We start from the raw sequence: 14,085 nt of genomic DNA on the forward strand, positions 1-14,085 counted from the left end.
CCGGGTTGAGATAGAGTGGAACCAGGTGCAGTTCTTCAAGCGGCGGCTCCAGAGGGATCAGCGGGGCACCGGATGTAACTGCCATTGGGATTCGCGCAAGTTCACCATCCGATTGCCCATTCTCGGCCATGTAGACGGCCCGGGCTGCGGGTGCGTTCAGGTATTCCACCTGCAGTCCGCAGCGGGCATAGACTTCTCTCACCACTGCCTGACCGGCGATGACAGAGGGTTCCTCGCTGGTGGACGGTGAGGTAATTAGGCGCACGTTGTCAGGCCTTGGCTCAGAGGACTGACCCAAGGCCTGAACAGGGGCATACAGTAGAGTGAACGCCAAGCTGACGCACCTTGCCCAGTGGGGGGCTCCCCAGCGATCACTGGGCACCAGGGAATCCCAGCTGACGCCAGGCCTCGTAAACAACCAGGGCGGCGGTGTTGGATAGGTTCAGGCTGCGACTGTCAGGCTGCATGGGCACCCTGAGAAGACGGGCTTCCGGCAACTGTGCCCGGACATGGTCGGGAAGCCCCCGGGTTTCCGGGCCAAACATCAGGTAGTCGCCTTCCTGGTAATGGACCTGATGGTAGTGGTTATGACCCTTTGTGCTCAGACCGAACAACCGTTGAGGCTGTTCAGCAGCGAGAAACGACGGAAAGTCCGGGTGGACCTTTACGGTTGCGTATTCACTGTAGTCCAGACCAGCGCGGCGCATCTGTTTGTCCTCCAGGCTAAAACCGAGAGGTTCAATCAGATGCAGCCGACAGCCGGTGTTGGCGCAAAGCCGGATGATATTGCCGGTGTTCGGCGGTATCTCCGGCTCGTAGAGCACCACGTTCAGGATGGGCATGTGCTGGTGTTACCGCTCAACCGCCAGTGCCACACCCATACCGCCACCGATGCAAAGAGTCGCCAGACCTTTGTGAACATCACGACGAATCATTTCGTGGATCAGGCTGACCAGGATACGGCAGCCTGAGGCGCCGATGGGGTGGCCAAGAGCGATGGCTCCGCCATTGACGTTCACCTTGTCGGTGTCCCAGCCAAGGTCACAGTTGACCGACATGGCCTGGGCAGCGAAGGCTTCATTGGCTTCAATCAGGTCGAGGTCGTCGACACTCCAGCCTGCACGCTCAAGGCAGCGCTTGCTGGCCGGGATCGGGCCGGTGCCCATGATGGCGGGGTCGACGCCGGCGTTGGCCTGGGCGCGGATGGTGACCAGTGGAGTCAGGCCCAGTTGTTGCGCTTTGGCGGCACTGCACACCAATACGGCTGCGGCACCATCATTCAGGGAGGAGGCATTGCCAGCGGTGACGGTACCGTCTTTCTTGAACGCCGGGCGCAGCTTGCCAAGACCATCCGCGGTTACGCCGTCGCGAGGGTTCTCGTCACGATCGACAACAACCGGGTCGCCTTTGCGCTGGGGAATGGAGACCGGCACGATCTGGCCGTCAAAATAACCGGCTTGCTGGGCCGCCACGGCTTTCTGCTGGGAGGCCGCTGCAAAGGCGTCCTGGTCTTCACGGCTGAGGCTGTACTTCTCAACGATGTTCTCAGCGGTGATGCCCATGTGGTAGTCGTTGAAAGCATCCCACAAGCCATCGTTCACCATGGTGTCGATCATGGTCCAGTTGCCCATACGCTGGCCGTTTCGGCTGTTGGGAACAACGTGAGCCGACTGGCTCATGCTTTCCTGGCCACCGGCAATGATCATCTCGGCATCGCCATTGCGGATTGCCTGAACGGCCATGTGCACGGCTTTCAGACCGGAGCCACACACCTTGTTGATGGTGAGGGCCGGTACCGAGGCTGGCAGCCCGGAGTTGATGGTGGCCTGCCGGGCCGGGTTCTGCCCGCAACCGGCAGTCAGCACCTGCCCGAGGATAACTTCGTCAATCTGGTCGCCCGCTACGCCAGTCTCATCCAGCAGCGCCTTGATAACCTCACTCCCCAGCTGGTCTGCTCGCAGGCTGGACAGGGAACCTCCAAAAGTGCCGATGGCGGTTCGTTTGGCGGCAACAATCACTACGTCTTGCATGGTAAGTCTCCAATTAGGGTGAGAGGACTCGGCGTGGGTGCGCAGGTGCAGTCTGAACTGGCAATGTGCTGGCGCATTGTAGCGGAAAGCCGGCGGCTGGCCAAAATAACGCCACCGGCACTCCTGGCGGTGTGTGTGAGGTGGCCGATCAGGGCGCTACATGTTCAGGCTGCGGCCACCGTCTACGGCGAGGATTTGCCCGGTGATGAAGGGGGCATCGCAGATCAGGAACGTCACCGCACCGGCAATGTCATCCGGGGTGCCGGTGCGTGCCAGGGGGGTCTTCGCCAGAATCCCCTGCTGATAGTCAGGACTGATCGGTGCATCTCCTTCCGGCCAGAGAATGGCGCCGGGAGAGACACCATTGACCCGAACGTGTGGGGCCAGCTCCCGGGCCCAGGATTTGGTCAGTGCGGCGAGGCCGGCCTTGCTGGCACAGTACAGTGGGTGGTCGGCCAGCGGGCGCTCGCTGTAGATGTCGATGAGATTGACGATGTTACCGCGACTCGCCTGCAGGGTTGGGAGGCAGGCCTGAACCAGAAAGAACGGCGCCCGCAGGTTGGTGTCCATCAGGGCTGACCAATCGTCGGGAGTGGCCTTGGGAGTGGCGGTCGGGAAAAAGGCCGAGGCGTTGTTGACGACCGCATCAAGCCGGTTCCAGGCACTGGTGGCATCCGCAGCAAGCCGGGTTACCTCATCCGCCACGCTAAGGTCTGCCTGTAGCACCCGGGCAGAGTCCGCGCGGGCCTGGTTGAGCTTTGCCGCCAGGTCTGCGGCTTGCTGGGGGCGTGACCGATGGTGGATCAACACCTTCCAGCCACGCTGGTGCAGGCGCGAGGCTGTGGCCGCACCAAGACGGTGGGCGGAACCGGTAATCAGGGCAACGGGGCATAGGGTGTTCATGGCAGGTTCCTGTCTGGGGCAAGCAGGGTCTGGATGCGTTGCAGGCGTTCATTGCGAATCGCTGCGCCGAGGGCTTTACCGGCGTGGCCTTGCGCCATGAGTTCCCGGCTATCGACCACGGCGGTTTTGGCCTGTGCCTGTCGCAGTTGATCAAGACGTGTGGCCGGTGCGGGATCGTGTCCAGGGCGGCAGCCGAGCACGTGCAGCAGCCGGGTAAAACGTTCGGGCTTGCGCCAGGCATCGGCCTGCTCGAGAAACTGCAGCATGGCTTCTGCGGCTTCATCGTCTCCGTCATCGCAACTCTCATCACCACTCTCATCACCACCCAGTTCGGCCAAAGCGGGCGCTAACCGGCTTGCCAGTACCGCCAGGTCGCGGCAGTCGTTGGGGGCCTTCATGGCGCGGGCACGGGCATCGATCTGCGGTTCCGGCAAGGGCAAAAGCAGGGCGGCAAAACGCGCGTCGGTGGCGCCATTGCCAGCATGGATGCAGGCCAGGGCGGAGAGCGCATCTTCAAGGATGGCGGCGTCCGCCAATTCAGGAATAAGCACCGCCAGGGCACCGGTCTCGTAAAGGACCTGGAAGAACGTCGCGGGGGACTGTTCATGGAGCGCGCGCTGGAGTTCCTGCCAAACGCGCTCCGGCACCAGGTGATCAACCTCGCCGTCGGCGACCATGCCTTGCATGAGCGTCATGGTGTCGTCAGCCACCTTGAAGCCCAGTGGTGCAAAGCGTGCAGCGAAGCGCGCGGTACGGAGAATGCGCAGAGGATCTTCGGCAAAGGCCGGTGAGACATGGCGCAGCAGCTTGGCATTCAGGTCGGCCTGGCCGTCAAAGGGGTCAACCAGCTGACCGGCTTCATCCCGGGCGATGGCGTTGACGGTGAGATCCCGGCGGCGGAGATCGTCCTCCAGGGTGACATCCGGGGCGCTGTAGACGGAAAAACCATGGTAGCCGTGGCCCTGTTTGCGTTCGGTACGGGCGAGGGCGTACTCCTCGTTGCTGTCGGGGTGGAGAAACACCGGGAAGTCGGCACCGACCTGGCGGAAACCGCGGCCGAGCATGTCTTCCGGGGTTGCACCCACAACGACCCAGTCCCGGTCCTTGATGGGCAAGCCCAGCAAGTCGTCACGCACCGCACCACCAACGAGATAGCATTTCATAGCCAAATAGAGCCCCTGCCTTGGGTTTGAGACTTTAGCGAAAGTGACGCTGATTATCCGGGGGGGATGATGAAAGGGCAAACCGGGGCGGAAAAAAGCCCGCGGCGTTGGCACGGCGCGGGCTGGTGTGAGCGGGCGTTTAGAAGGCCGCGCCGAACTCGATGGCGGCGCCAAGGTCCGCTTCACTGTAAAGCGCAGCGATATCAAGGCGGGCACCAAACGGGTTCAGACCAATACCGGCGGTAAACTGGGTGTCTTCTTCGATGCCGTTATTGTCGTCGTTGCTGGCCAGGTTATGGCGAATACCACCGCGAATCTGGGCATAGCGCCAGGCGTCGAACTCGGCACCTACGGCCAGCCACTGGGTGTCATCGGCATAACCGAAGCCTTTCTGCTCGGTCAGGTCGAGTTCTGCGGTAATCACGTGGAATTCGTCGCTGTGGGCCAGGCCAACGGTCACTCTTGGATCAACTTCCAGGGTGTGCTGGGTTTCCTGCTTGCTCAGGTCGCTGCTGACCGCGGAGTCGAGTTCCATCGGGATCAGGTTCTTGATGGCTACGCCAGCGTTCCATTCGCCGTTCTCGCCAAAGCTCATGGCTGCGCCGAGATCCAGGTTGAACCCGCTCTTGTCGGTCTCGAACTCGCTGTTGTCATAGTCACTGTCGTCAAACCCGGACACGCTTTCAGTGTACTGGTAGGTCATCAGCTGCATGTATTTCGGCGTCACACCGATCTGCAGTGACTGCCCGTTGTTCAGCTGGTAAGCGTGGGCGAGGCTGATGCCAACTTCCGCAACGGAGGCGGCAAGTACCCGGGCGCGGGACTGGAGGTTGTTGAGATCGGCGGTGGGGTCCAGCGCTGCTACTTTGGCCAGTTCCGCATCATCCGCAGAGTCATATTCGCCGCGGACGGTTGCCTGGATATTGCCAGCAGTATGTACGCCAACCGAAATGGCATCCATCGGGAAGGCCAGCGCCAGACCAAGGCCGGCATCGACCCGTACGGTGTCGTTATTCAGGTCCTGAAGCTGCTGCCGAAGTTCATTGGCGGTAGCACTGGCAGCCGGGGCGTTCAGGCTGTCCAGGGCGGCCTGGGCACGATCAATGGTGTCCTGGATGTCATCAATCTGATCAATGGTCTCTTCTTCATCCGCGAAGCGGGCATTGACCGACGGAATGATCAAGCCGAAATCATCGGCCCATTCGTGTTGATCTGAGGCCAGCATGGCCGGGTTGGCAAAGCCTGCAGAGGCCGGATGGGCCACCGCGACGCCGGTGCCGCCCATGGCAAATGAACGGGCCGACTGGAAATTCTGGGGTCCCGCCAGGGCAGAGGTAGTGGCAACGGACAGCCCGATAGCCAGGGTGAGGCGAGAGAGACGCAAACCATTCATAACAGCAGATGCTCCTGCAGCAGGTGAGTAAAGACTTGTCAGGGTTTCAGGTGGCTTGGCGGGTTGGCCTGCTCCTGTTCCCGTTTGTTATAGACGGACAGAGTAGTGGGTACGGTTCCGTTCATCATGGACAAAGCGGTAACCAAATGTTCCGGAACTGTAAAATGCGGTGGAATCTTGCCGCTTTTGCTACTGATGTTTACCGCTCAATTGTGAAAATGTAATGTCAATCAAATGGTTGTGTTAATTGGCCCAATTCTTCCATAGGATGCGGTGAATGACAGTTTCTGGAGAGCAGGCATGATGGTGCGAGGGGTTACACTGTTGCTGGTGGCCGTGTTGGCGGGGTGTTCGTCGTGGCAGCAGGACCGGCAAGCGTCGGCGGAGATGGACGACAGTCGGTTTGAGCCGATCGTGGTGCGGGTCAGTGGGTTCGGAACCTATGCCGAAGCTGCAGACCGGCTGGACACCCGCAAGCGACTGCTGGCGCGCAGGGCGTCGCAGTTGGATGCCTACCGTAATCTGGCGGAACGGGTTTACGGAACGGTGATTTTTGGCAGTTCGACCGTCAATGATTTTGTTCTCAACGGTGACAATTTCCGCACCTACGTCGACAGCTATATCCGTGGCGCCAAAATGGTGGCGGTCAATGAGCACAGTGACGGGGTGGTAGAGACCGTGATGGAACTGAAGCTGGAACCACGGTTCCGCGCCTGCGTCGCTCTGGTGGAGGAGCGTGAGGTTCAGAGCCGTTGCCCGGTTCCCATGCCCACCGGCAATGACAGTGCCGGGGATGTCCATAGCCGCAGTGTAGATTCACTGTACTACCTGGACTGACCCCCGATGAGCACGCCCCTGAAAATGTACCTGCTGCTCCCTCTGCTGGCTCTGGCGGTTGCCCTGCTGACTCCGATGGCCGCCAATGCGGTTGTTCTGGAAGGTGTGGGCCATGCGGTGATCAACAATGGCGATCTTGAGCTGGCCCGTGCGTCTGCCCGGGAATCCGCATTGCGGGATGTGGCGCTGCAGTACGAAGCCAGGATTGCCAGCTCGGATACCCTGAACAACGGTATTGTTACTGATTCCAGGCTGACGGTGTCCAGCAACGCCAGGGCCAGGGATGTGCGGGTGATCAGCGAGCAGCGCACCGGCAACCTGCTGCGGGTCATCCTGCAGGCCGATATGTCCGAGAGCGCGACCTGTGAGGCCGGTGTGGCGGCTGGGCTGAAAAAACGGGTGGCGATCACCGGCTTCCCGCTTCAGTTCCCCGATCAGGCGGTGCTGGGACGACTGGATGACGCTGGGGAAGCCTTGCCACAGCAATTGCGGGCGCGCTTGCAGGAGGGGGGCCGGTTACAGGTGTTGGGGGCATCCTCCATTCATCCGTTCCATGATGTTGCCAATGCACCGACGTCCCAGGCCTTCGATAATAGCCTGAGCAATGTGGTTGCGCTGGCCCGCGATCTGGATGCGCAGTTTGTCGTGACCGGGGTTGTGCGCAGTATGGCGGTTGAAGACCCGTCTGCCTGGGGTTCTTCGGTGCTGGCCAAGGCCCAGCGGGGCCTCGGCATGGCCAATCGTGAGCGTCGTCTGGTAGTCGATATGATGGTGTTTGATGGGTTCAGTGGCTCACCGGTGTTTCAACAACGGTTTGCCACCAGCGGCACCTGGGATGCCAGCCTGGGTGAATCCGACAGCTTTGGCTCAGCGGGGTTTTGGAGTACTGGGTACGGCCAGGCGGTCAATGCCAGCCTGGATGAGATGACCCAGGCGGTCAGCGATGCCATCCGCTGCCAGCCATTCATTACCCGGGTGACTCGGGTCGAAGGGCGGAGGGTGACCCTGGCGTCAGGTGCAACCGCCGGGCTGCGCCCAGGCGACCGCCTGGATCTCTATCGCAGTTCCCGTTACTTCGATACACCAGGCGCGGCGCCGGAGCTGCGGGACAGCCACGCCAATGTCACGCTGAACAGCGTGCACCCGGACTTCAGTAACGGTGAGATGCCGGTGACTGGCGCGCTGGTCAACATCCAGCGGGGCGACATGGCCATTATCTGGTAGCTATTACGCCGCCTGCTCGGCTGCGATGTCGCGAATCTTGCTGATCATCGCCCGCAGCCCGTTACCCCGAGTTGGGGAAATGTGGCGGAACAGGTCAAGCCGTTCAAACAGCTCGTCAATATCCGTGGTCAGCAAGTCCCGGGGTGTCTTTCCATTCAGGGCGACCAGGATAATGGCGGCCAGTCCCCGGACAATCATCGCATCGGAGTCAATCATCAGGTACAGCTTGCCGTCGCTGTCATCCTGATGGTGAATCAACCACACCTGGCTCTGACAGCCGTGGACATAGTTTTCCTCAACACGCTCGTCATCGGGAAACGGCGGCAGCTGCTTGCCGAGGTCAATGATGTAGGCGTAACGCTCTTCCCAGTCATCCAGGAATTCGAAGGCGTCAAAGACATCGTCCAGGGTCACGTCTTTGCCCAGGGGGTTGTCGCGAAACTGCTGTTCAGTGGCGGTCATATCAAATCAACGGATTCCGTGTGCGTTTAGAACAAGCCCAGCTCAAGCTTGGCTTCGTCGCTGAGCATATCGTTGTTCCAGGGCGGATCAAAGGTCAATTCCACCGTTACCTTATCCACGTTCGGCACGTGCTCGACTTTGCGCTTTACATCATCGGTGATGACCGGGCCCATGCCGCAGCCTGCGGCGGTGAGGGTCATCTTGATGAAGACGTGGTTGCCTTCCGGGGTGCCATTCATGATCTGGCACTCGTAGATCAGCCCCAGCTCCACCACGTTGACCGGGATCTCCGGGTCGTAGCAGTTGCGCAGGGCTTCCCAGATCTGGTTTTCGTTGATCGTGCCGTCTTCGGGGGTTTCAAAGCTGCTTTCCAGCGGCTGTTTGCCGAGTGCGTCGGCGTCGTGGCCTTCAATGCGGGCCAGGTTGCCGTTGACGGCCACGGTAAAGCTGCCGCCCAGCGATTGGGTGATGGTCACAAAGGTGTCCGCCGGAATCATGATTTCCGTGCCGGCGGGTACGAGGCGGGCTTCCACCTCACGTTTGGTCAGAACCACTTCCCGTTCTTGCATGCCCTGAATGACCTCGTGTTGCTGGACGGTTGCCGGTCAGGCAACGGTGAAACTTTCGCCGCACCCGCACTCTGCCGTGGCGTTGGGGTTGCGGAACTGGAATAGGGAGTTGACGCCCTGGGTGATGAAATCGATCTCGGTGCCATTCACCATGGGCAAGTGCTGGCGCTGAACATAAACGTCCACGCCATCGACGGTGAAGATTTCATCGTCATCCAGCGGGGTTTCCACCCACTGGGTTTCGTACTTGAAGCCGGAACAGCCGCTTTTCTTGATGGCGAGGCGAATGCCTTTGGCCGCGCTGTTCTTTGCCAGCTGCTTGCGTACGTGAGTCACGGCGCTGGGCGTCATGGTGACGCCAACAGTCGGTGTGAAAGTCTCGGCAGTCATGGAGCCAACCTCATCAGACAAACAGTCGCTGGATTTTTCGTAGGGCAGCAAACAACTGCTCCACTTCTTCTTCGGTATTGTAAAACGCGAACGAGGCCCTGGCAGTACCGGGAACCCCATAGAAGTCCATCAGCGGCATGGCACAGTGATGACCGGTGCGGATGGCAATGCCTTGTTGGTCAAGCAGAGTGCCGATATCACTGGGGTGCAGGCCGTCGATCTTGAACGACATCACTGGCACCTTGTTGGCAGCCGTACCAATGACCGCCATACCGGGAACCGAATCCACCAGCCCGTTGGCCAGGGCAAGGAGGCGGTTCTCGGCCGCTTCCAGAGCCTTGCGGTCCAGGCTGTTGAGGTAGCCAATGGCCGCGCCCAAGCCGACCGCCTCGGCAATGGCTGGTGTTCCCGCCTCGAATTTGTAGGGCAGGGTGTTCCAGGTGGTTTTCTCGAACGTGACCCGCTCGATCATTTCTCCGCCGTACTGGTACGGAGGCAGGGTGTCGAGCACGGCCTCGCGGCCATAGAGCACGCCAATGCCAGTAGGGCCAAACATTTTATGGGCGGAGAACGCGTAGAAATCACACCCCAGGGCTTGTACGTCCGGCTGGTAGTGAGGCACCGCCTGGGCGCCGTCAACAACCGTGATCGCGCCTTTGGCCTTGGCTTGGGCGATCAGCTCGGCAACCGGGTTGACGGTACCGAGGACGTTGGAAACGTGGGTGATGGACAACACTTTGGTTTGTTCGCTGAGCAGGCTTTGGAAGCTGTCCAGATCGAGTTCCCCTGACTGTGTAACTGGGATGACCTTGAGGCTGGCACCGGTGCGCTCAGCCAGCATCTGCCACGGCACGATGTTGGCGTGGTGCTCCATGTGGCTGATCAGGATCTCATCGCCCTTGGACAGCCGCCCTGTCAGACCATTGGCCACCAGGTTGATGGCTTCGGTGGTACCGCGGGTCCAGACGATCTCTCGGGTGCTGGCGGCGTTGAGGAAGCCGCGAACCGCTTCCCGGGCGCCTTCAAAGGCGCTGGTCGCACGGTCGCCGAGGGTATGGGCACCCCGGTGGACATTGGAGTGCTGTTCACGGTAGTACCGGTCCATGGCATCGAGCACGGCCTGGGGTTTCTGGGCCGAGGCGCCGTTATCCAGATACACCAGGGGCTTGCCGTTCACCTGTTGGGCAAGGATCGGGAAGTCCCGGCGGATTGCCTCAATGTCCAGGGGGGCATGGGCCGCTGCATTTGCCATGGAGAGATCGGTCATAGCCGTTCAGGCCTCCTCGAAAGTCTGTTCAATAAACTGGTTCAGCCGCACCTGAGTCGTCTCCCTAACGGATTCGACCGGAATCTGCTGCACCAGTTCGTTAATGAACGCCATGGTCAGCAAGGTATTGGCTTCACGACGGTCAACGCCACGGGAGACCAGGTAGAAAATCGACTGCTTGTCGAGCTGGCCAATGGTGGCGCCGTGAGCACACTTGACGTCATCGGCGTAAATTTCCAGCTCCGGTTTGGTGTCGATTTCCGCGCCAGTGGACAGCAACAGGTTCTTGTTGCTCATGTTGGCGTTGGATTTCTGGGCATCCTGGTGAATATGGATGCGGCCATTGAACACCGCATGGGACTGGTCAGCCGCAATGTTGCGGTAGGTCTCTTCGCTGTCGCAGTGGGGAGCGACATGCTCAATCACCGTGTGATTGTCATAGTGCTGTTTACCCTGGGTGACCACCACGCCATTGAGGCGGCAGTTGGCACCGGATTGCTCCAGCCGCACCTGCAGGTCGTGCCGGCGCATGGGGCCACCAAAGCCGACGCAGTGGCTGTCGAAGCGGGAATGGGCCTGCTGGCGGACACCAGTCGCGCCCAGGTGCTGGACGTTTTCGCCCTCGGCGGACAGACGCACGCTGGTCACCTGAGCCCCGTCGGCCAGGGTGAATTCGGTGACGGCGTTGACCAGAACCGGCTCGTCGCCCAGCGAAATGTATTCTTCCACCAGGGTGATCTGGCTGTGCCGGCCGGCATCCACGTAGATGCGCGGGTAGGCGGAGCCGCTGCTGCAGGCATCGGTCTCGCTGATCACGAACAGCGGCTGATCAAGTACTGCCTCGGGAGCCAGGCGAATGTACAGGCCATCTTCAAAACGGGCGGAGTTTAGACGCGCCAGCTGGGCCGCTTTGGCATCCAGTGTGTTGTCCAGGCGTTCGGCCAGCTCACTGGCCAGACTGTCGTCGAGGTCGGCGAAGCGCTGGATGGTGATGCCGTCCACGTCCGGATAATCACTGGCTTCCGGAACCATGACGCCGTTGTGGAACACCACGTGATAGCCGGGAACCGCCAGGGCAGGGCCACTCTTGCCTTTGACCGGCAGTGCGGTGGCCAGCTCATCGGACAGCTTGAGGTGGCGGCTGGAGTACTTCCAGTTTTCGGTCTTCCGGGTCGGCAGCGGCATGTCTGCCAGCGCGGTGCCCCGCTGGCTGCGCAGGTCGAGCAGCGGCTGCGGCAGTGACTGGCTGCCAGGGGTAAGGAAGGCGCTGGAAAGCGTGGGTGCTGGTTTCATTCCGCGTCTCCCTTAGCCGGCTACCTGGGCGTCGTCGTCTTTGATGCCAAGCCAGCCGTAGCCTTTTTCTTCCAGCTCCAGCGCCAGCTCACGACCGCCGGACTTGATGATACGGCCGCCGGCCAGTACATGGACGTGGTCAGGCACAATGTAGTTCAGCAGACGCTGGTAATGGGTCACCATCAGGATGGCACGGTCCTCTGAACGCAGGGCGTTGACACCGTCGGCAGCGACTTTCAGGGCGTCGATGTCGAGACCGGAGTCGGTTTCGTCGAGAATCGCCAGCTTGGGCTCCAGCAACAGGGCCTGCATGACCTCGTTACGCTTCTTCTCGCCACCGGAAAAGCCTTCGTTGACACCACGCTTGAGGAACTCCGGATTCAGGTCAACTTGCTTGGACACTTCCCTGGCCGTTTTCATGAACTCAGCTGCATTCATTTCCGGCTCGCCGCGATGCTTGCGCATGGCGTTGACGGCGGTGCGCAGGAACTGCAGGTTGCTGACGCCGGGGATTTCCACCGGATACTGGAAGGCCAGGAAGATGCCTTCGCGGGCGCGCTCTTCGGTCTCCAGTTCAAACAGGTCTTTGCCGTTGAACTGGATCTCACCGCTGGTCACCTCGTAGGCTTCATTGCCAGCCAGGACCTGGGACAGAGTGCTCTTGCCGGAGCCGTTGGGGCCCATGATGGCGTGGACTTCGCCCGGCTTGATCTCCAGGTTGATGCCCTTGAGGATTTCTTTTCCCTCGACGGAAGCGTGCAGGTTCTTGATGCTCAGCATGCGTGGGGTTCTCTCTCGTTTAATCTGTCTGAATTCTGTTTCCGCTGGCGACGGTTATCGCTCAACCGTACCGGGTTATCCGACCGAACCTTCCAGGCTCACTTCCAGCAACTTGCCGGCTTCCACCGCAAACTCCATCGGCAGCTCCTTGAACACTTCCTTGCAGAAGCCGTTCACGATCATGGAGACGGCTTGCTCGGCGTCGATACCGCGCTGGCGGCAGAGGAACATCTGCTCGTCACTGACCTTGGAGGTGGTGGCCTCGTGCTCAACGATGGCGGTTTTGTTCTGGCTTTCGATGTACGGGAAGGTATGCGCCGCACAACGGTCACCGATCAGTAGGGAGTCACACTGGGTGAAGTTACGGGCGCTCTCGGCGCCAGGTCCGAACTTGACCAGGCCACGGTAGGCGTTGCTGCTGCGACCGGCCGAAATCCCCTTGGAGATGATGGTGCTGGAGGTGTTCTTGCCCAGGTGAATCATCTTGGTGCCGGTGTCGGCCTGCTGGAAATTGTGGGTCAGTGCCACCGAGTAGAACTCGCCGACGCTGTTGTCGCCGCGCAGGACACAGCTCGGGTATTTCCAGGTGATGGCGGAGCCGGTTTCAACCTGGGTCCAGGACACTTTTGAGTTGTTGCCGATACAGGCTGCACGCTTGGTGACGAAGTTGTAGATACCGCCTTTGCCTTCTTCGTCCCCGGGGTACCAGTTCTGTACCGTGGAATACTTGATCTGGGCGTTGTCCAGCACCACCAGTTCCACCACGGCGGCGTGCAGCTGGTTCTCATCACGCATCGGCGCGGTACAGCCCTCAAGGTAGCTGACGTAACTGTCATCGTCGGCAATGATCAGGGTGCGCTCGAACTGGCCGGTATTGGCGGCGTTGATGCGGAAGTAAGTGGACAGCTCCATCGGGCAACGCACCCCTTTGGGGATGTAGACGAAGGAACCGTCGGAAAATACCGCAGAGTTAAGGGCGGCGAAGTAGTTGTCGCCCACCGGAACCACGCTGCCGAGGTATTTCTTCACCAGCTCAGGGTGCTTGTGGACCGCTTCGGAAATCGGGCAGAAGATGACGCCGGCTTTTTCCAGCGGCTCTTTAAAGGTGGTGGCAACGGAGACCGAGTCAAACACTGCGTCAACTGCCACGCCAGCCAGTTTGGCCCGCTCATGCAGGGGGATGCCCAGTTTTTCGTAGGTTTTCAGCAGCTCCGGATCAACCTCGTCCAGGCTCTGGAGCATGTCTTCTTTCTTCTTGGGCGCGGAGTAGTACGAGATGGCGTTGTAGTCCACCTTCGGGAAGTCCACGTGGGCCCAATCCGGTTCGTCCATCTCCAGCCAGCGACGATAGGCTTTCAGACGCCATTCCAGCATGAACTCCGGTTCGTTCTTGATCGCCGACAGGCGGCGGATGACGTCTTCGTTGAGGCCGGGTTCAAAGGTATCAGCCTCAATGTCGGTCACGAACCCGTGTTCGTATTCCCGTTTGATCAGCTCGTTCACCTGTCTGTCGGTGTTCGCCATGATCGTCGCTCCGTATGCTTTCTCATCAGGGGCACTGCGGCCCGTGTTGCCGGCACCGCCTTGTGGGCCGTACCGACACGTCATCAGTTTAGGTTGTCGCAGCGGTCGTTGCGCCGCAATCAGTGTTGGCTATCGGAATCGCTGCCCTTTTTGGGCGAGGCGTACCCCTGCGTCAGGGCTGAAAAATCCGGGGATCCCGCACTTCTGGCGAGTGATTGTACAATATCAGACCAAATTAGTCAGGTATTAC

14 protein-coding genes are annotated in these 14,085 nt (G+C 60.3%); 2 read left to right on the forward strand and 12 right to left on the reverse strand.

What is annotated here, in order from left to right:
- Nucleotides 1-371: 371 nt before the first annotated feature.
- From trmL to BMZ67_RS18145, 5 genes are all read right to left on the reverse strand, one after another.
- Nucleotides 372-836, reverse strand: coding sequence for a tRNA (uridine(34)/cytosine(34)/5-carboxymethylaminomethyluridine(34)-2'-O)-methyltransferase TrmL (gene trmL / locus BMZ67_RS18125; RefSeq protein ID WP_092026886.1), 465 nt, complete (start codon nucleotides 834-836; stop codon nucleotides 372-374).
- 15 nt (nucleotides 837-851) lie between these two features.
- On the reverse strand, nucleotides 852-2,030 hold the full coding sequence (locus tag BMZ67_RS18130; RefSeq protein ID WP_092026710.1) for an acetyl-CoA C-acetyltransferase: 1,179 nt from the start codon (nucleotides 2,028-2,030) through the stop codon (nucleotides 852-854).
- A gap of 156 nt (nucleotides 2,031-2,186) precedes the next feature.
- On the reverse strand, nucleotides 2,187-2,933 hold the full coding sequence (locus BMZ67_RS18135) for a pteridine reductase (RefSeq protein ID WP_092026713.1): 747 nt from the start codon (nucleotides 2,931-2,933) through the stop codon (nucleotides 2,187-2,189).
- Nucleotides 2,930-4,096, reverse strand: coding sequence for a tRNA nucleotidyltransferase/poly(A) polymerase-related protein (locus tag BMZ67_RS18140; RefSeq protein ID WP_092026716.1), 1,167 nt, complete (start codon nucleotides 4,094-4,096; stop codon nucleotides 2,930-2,932). The genes BMZ67_RS18135 and BMZ67_RS18140 overlap by 4 nt, the downstream gene beginning before the upstream one ends.
- A gap of 139 nt (nucleotides 4,097-4,235) precedes the next feature.
- Nucleotides 4,236-5,489, reverse strand: a complete 1,254-nt coding sequence (locus tag BMZ67_RS18145) for a conjugal transfer protein TraF (RefSeq protein WP_092026719.1) — start codon at nucleotides 5,487-5,489, stop codon at nucleotides 4,236-4,238.
- A gap of 300 nt (nucleotides 5,490-5,789) precedes the next feature.
- Between BMZ67_RS18145 and BMZ67_RS18150 the strand changes: the two genes are divergently transcribed.
- Nucleotides 5,790-6,326 (forward strand): LPP20 family lipoprotein, encoded by a 537-nt coding sequence (locus BMZ67_RS18150; protein WP_092026721.1) that lies wholly within the window; start codon nucleotides 5,790-5,792, stop codon nucleotides 6,324-6,326.
- Nucleotides 6,327-6,332: 6 nt separating this feature from the next.
- Nucleotides 6,333-7,550, forward strand: coding sequence for a flagellar assembly protein T N-terminal domain-containing protein (locus BMZ67_RS18155; RefSeq protein ID WP_245750033.1), 1,218 nt, complete (start codon nucleotides 6,333-6,335; stop codon nucleotides 7,548-7,550).
- A 3-nt stretch (nucleotides 7,551-7,553) separates the two neighbouring features.
- Here the strand turns inward: BMZ67_RS18155 and BMZ67_RS18160 are convergent, their stop codons facing one another.
- The 7 genes from BMZ67_RS18160 to sufB all read right to left on the reverse strand — a co-directional run bounded on the left by BMZ67_RS18160 (nucleotide 7,554) and on the right by sufB (nucleotide 13,835).
- Nucleotides 7,554-8,012, reverse strand: a complete 459-nt coding sequence (locus tag BMZ67_RS18160; protein WP_092026723.1) for a SufE family protein — start codon at nucleotides 8,010-8,012, stop codon at nucleotides 7,554-7,556.
- A gap of 26 nt (nucleotides 8,013-8,038) precedes the next feature.
- Nucleotides 8,039-8,581, reverse strand: a complete 543-nt coding sequence (sufT, locus tag BMZ67_RS18165) for a putative Fe-S cluster assembly protein SufT (RefSeq protein ID WP_092026725.1) — start codon at nucleotides 8,579-8,581, stop codon at nucleotides 8,039-8,041.
- A 36-nt stretch (nucleotides 8,582-8,617) separates the two neighbouring features.
- Nucleotides 8,618-8,971 carry a HesB/IscA family protein gene (locus BMZ67_RS18170; protein WP_092026891.1) on the reverse strand — a complete coding sequence of 118 codons (354 nt, stop codon included), beginning with the start codon at nucleotides 8,969-8,971 and terminating at the stop codon, nucleotides 8,618-8,620.
- Between the two features lie 13 nt (nucleotides 8,972-8,984).
- Entirely contained in the window at nucleotides 8,985-10,238 is a 1,254-nt protein-coding gene (locus BMZ67_RS18175; protein WP_092026728.1) for an aminotransferase class V-fold PLP-dependent enzyme, read from the reverse strand.
- Between the two features lie 6 nt (nucleotides 10,239-10,244).
- Nucleotides 10,245-11,531 carry a Fe-S cluster assembly protein SufD gene (gene sufD, locus BMZ67_RS18180; protein ID WP_092026731.1) on the reverse strand — a complete coding sequence of 429 codons (1,287 nt, stop codon included), beginning with the start codon at nucleotides 11,529-11,531 and terminating at the stop codon, nucleotides 10,245-10,247.
- Between the two features lie 12 nt (nucleotides 11,532-11,543).
- Complete coding sequence (gene sufC / locus BMZ67_RS18185; RefSeq protein WP_092026734.1) at nucleotides 11,544-12,311, reverse strand: Fe-S cluster assembly ATPase SufC; 768 nt, start codon at nucleotides 12,309-12,311, stop codon at nucleotides 11,544-11,546.
- A gap of 75 nt (nucleotides 12,312-12,386) precedes the next feature.
- Nucleotides 12,387-13,835: a Fe-S cluster assembly protein SufB gene (gene sufB / locus BMZ67_RS18190; protein WP_092026736.1), complete on the reverse strand. Its 1,449-nt coding sequence runs from the start codon at nucleotides 13,833-13,835 to the stop codon at nucleotides 12,387-12,389.
- Nucleotides 13,836-14,085 lie beyond the last annotated feature (250 nt).

Origin of the sequence: Marinobacter zhejiangensis (genome assembly GCF_900114775.1) — a bacterium.
GTDB classification, from domain to species: Bacteria; Pseudomonadota; Gammaproteobacteria; order Pseudomonadales; family Oleiphilaceae; genus Marinobacter; species Marinobacter zhejiangensis.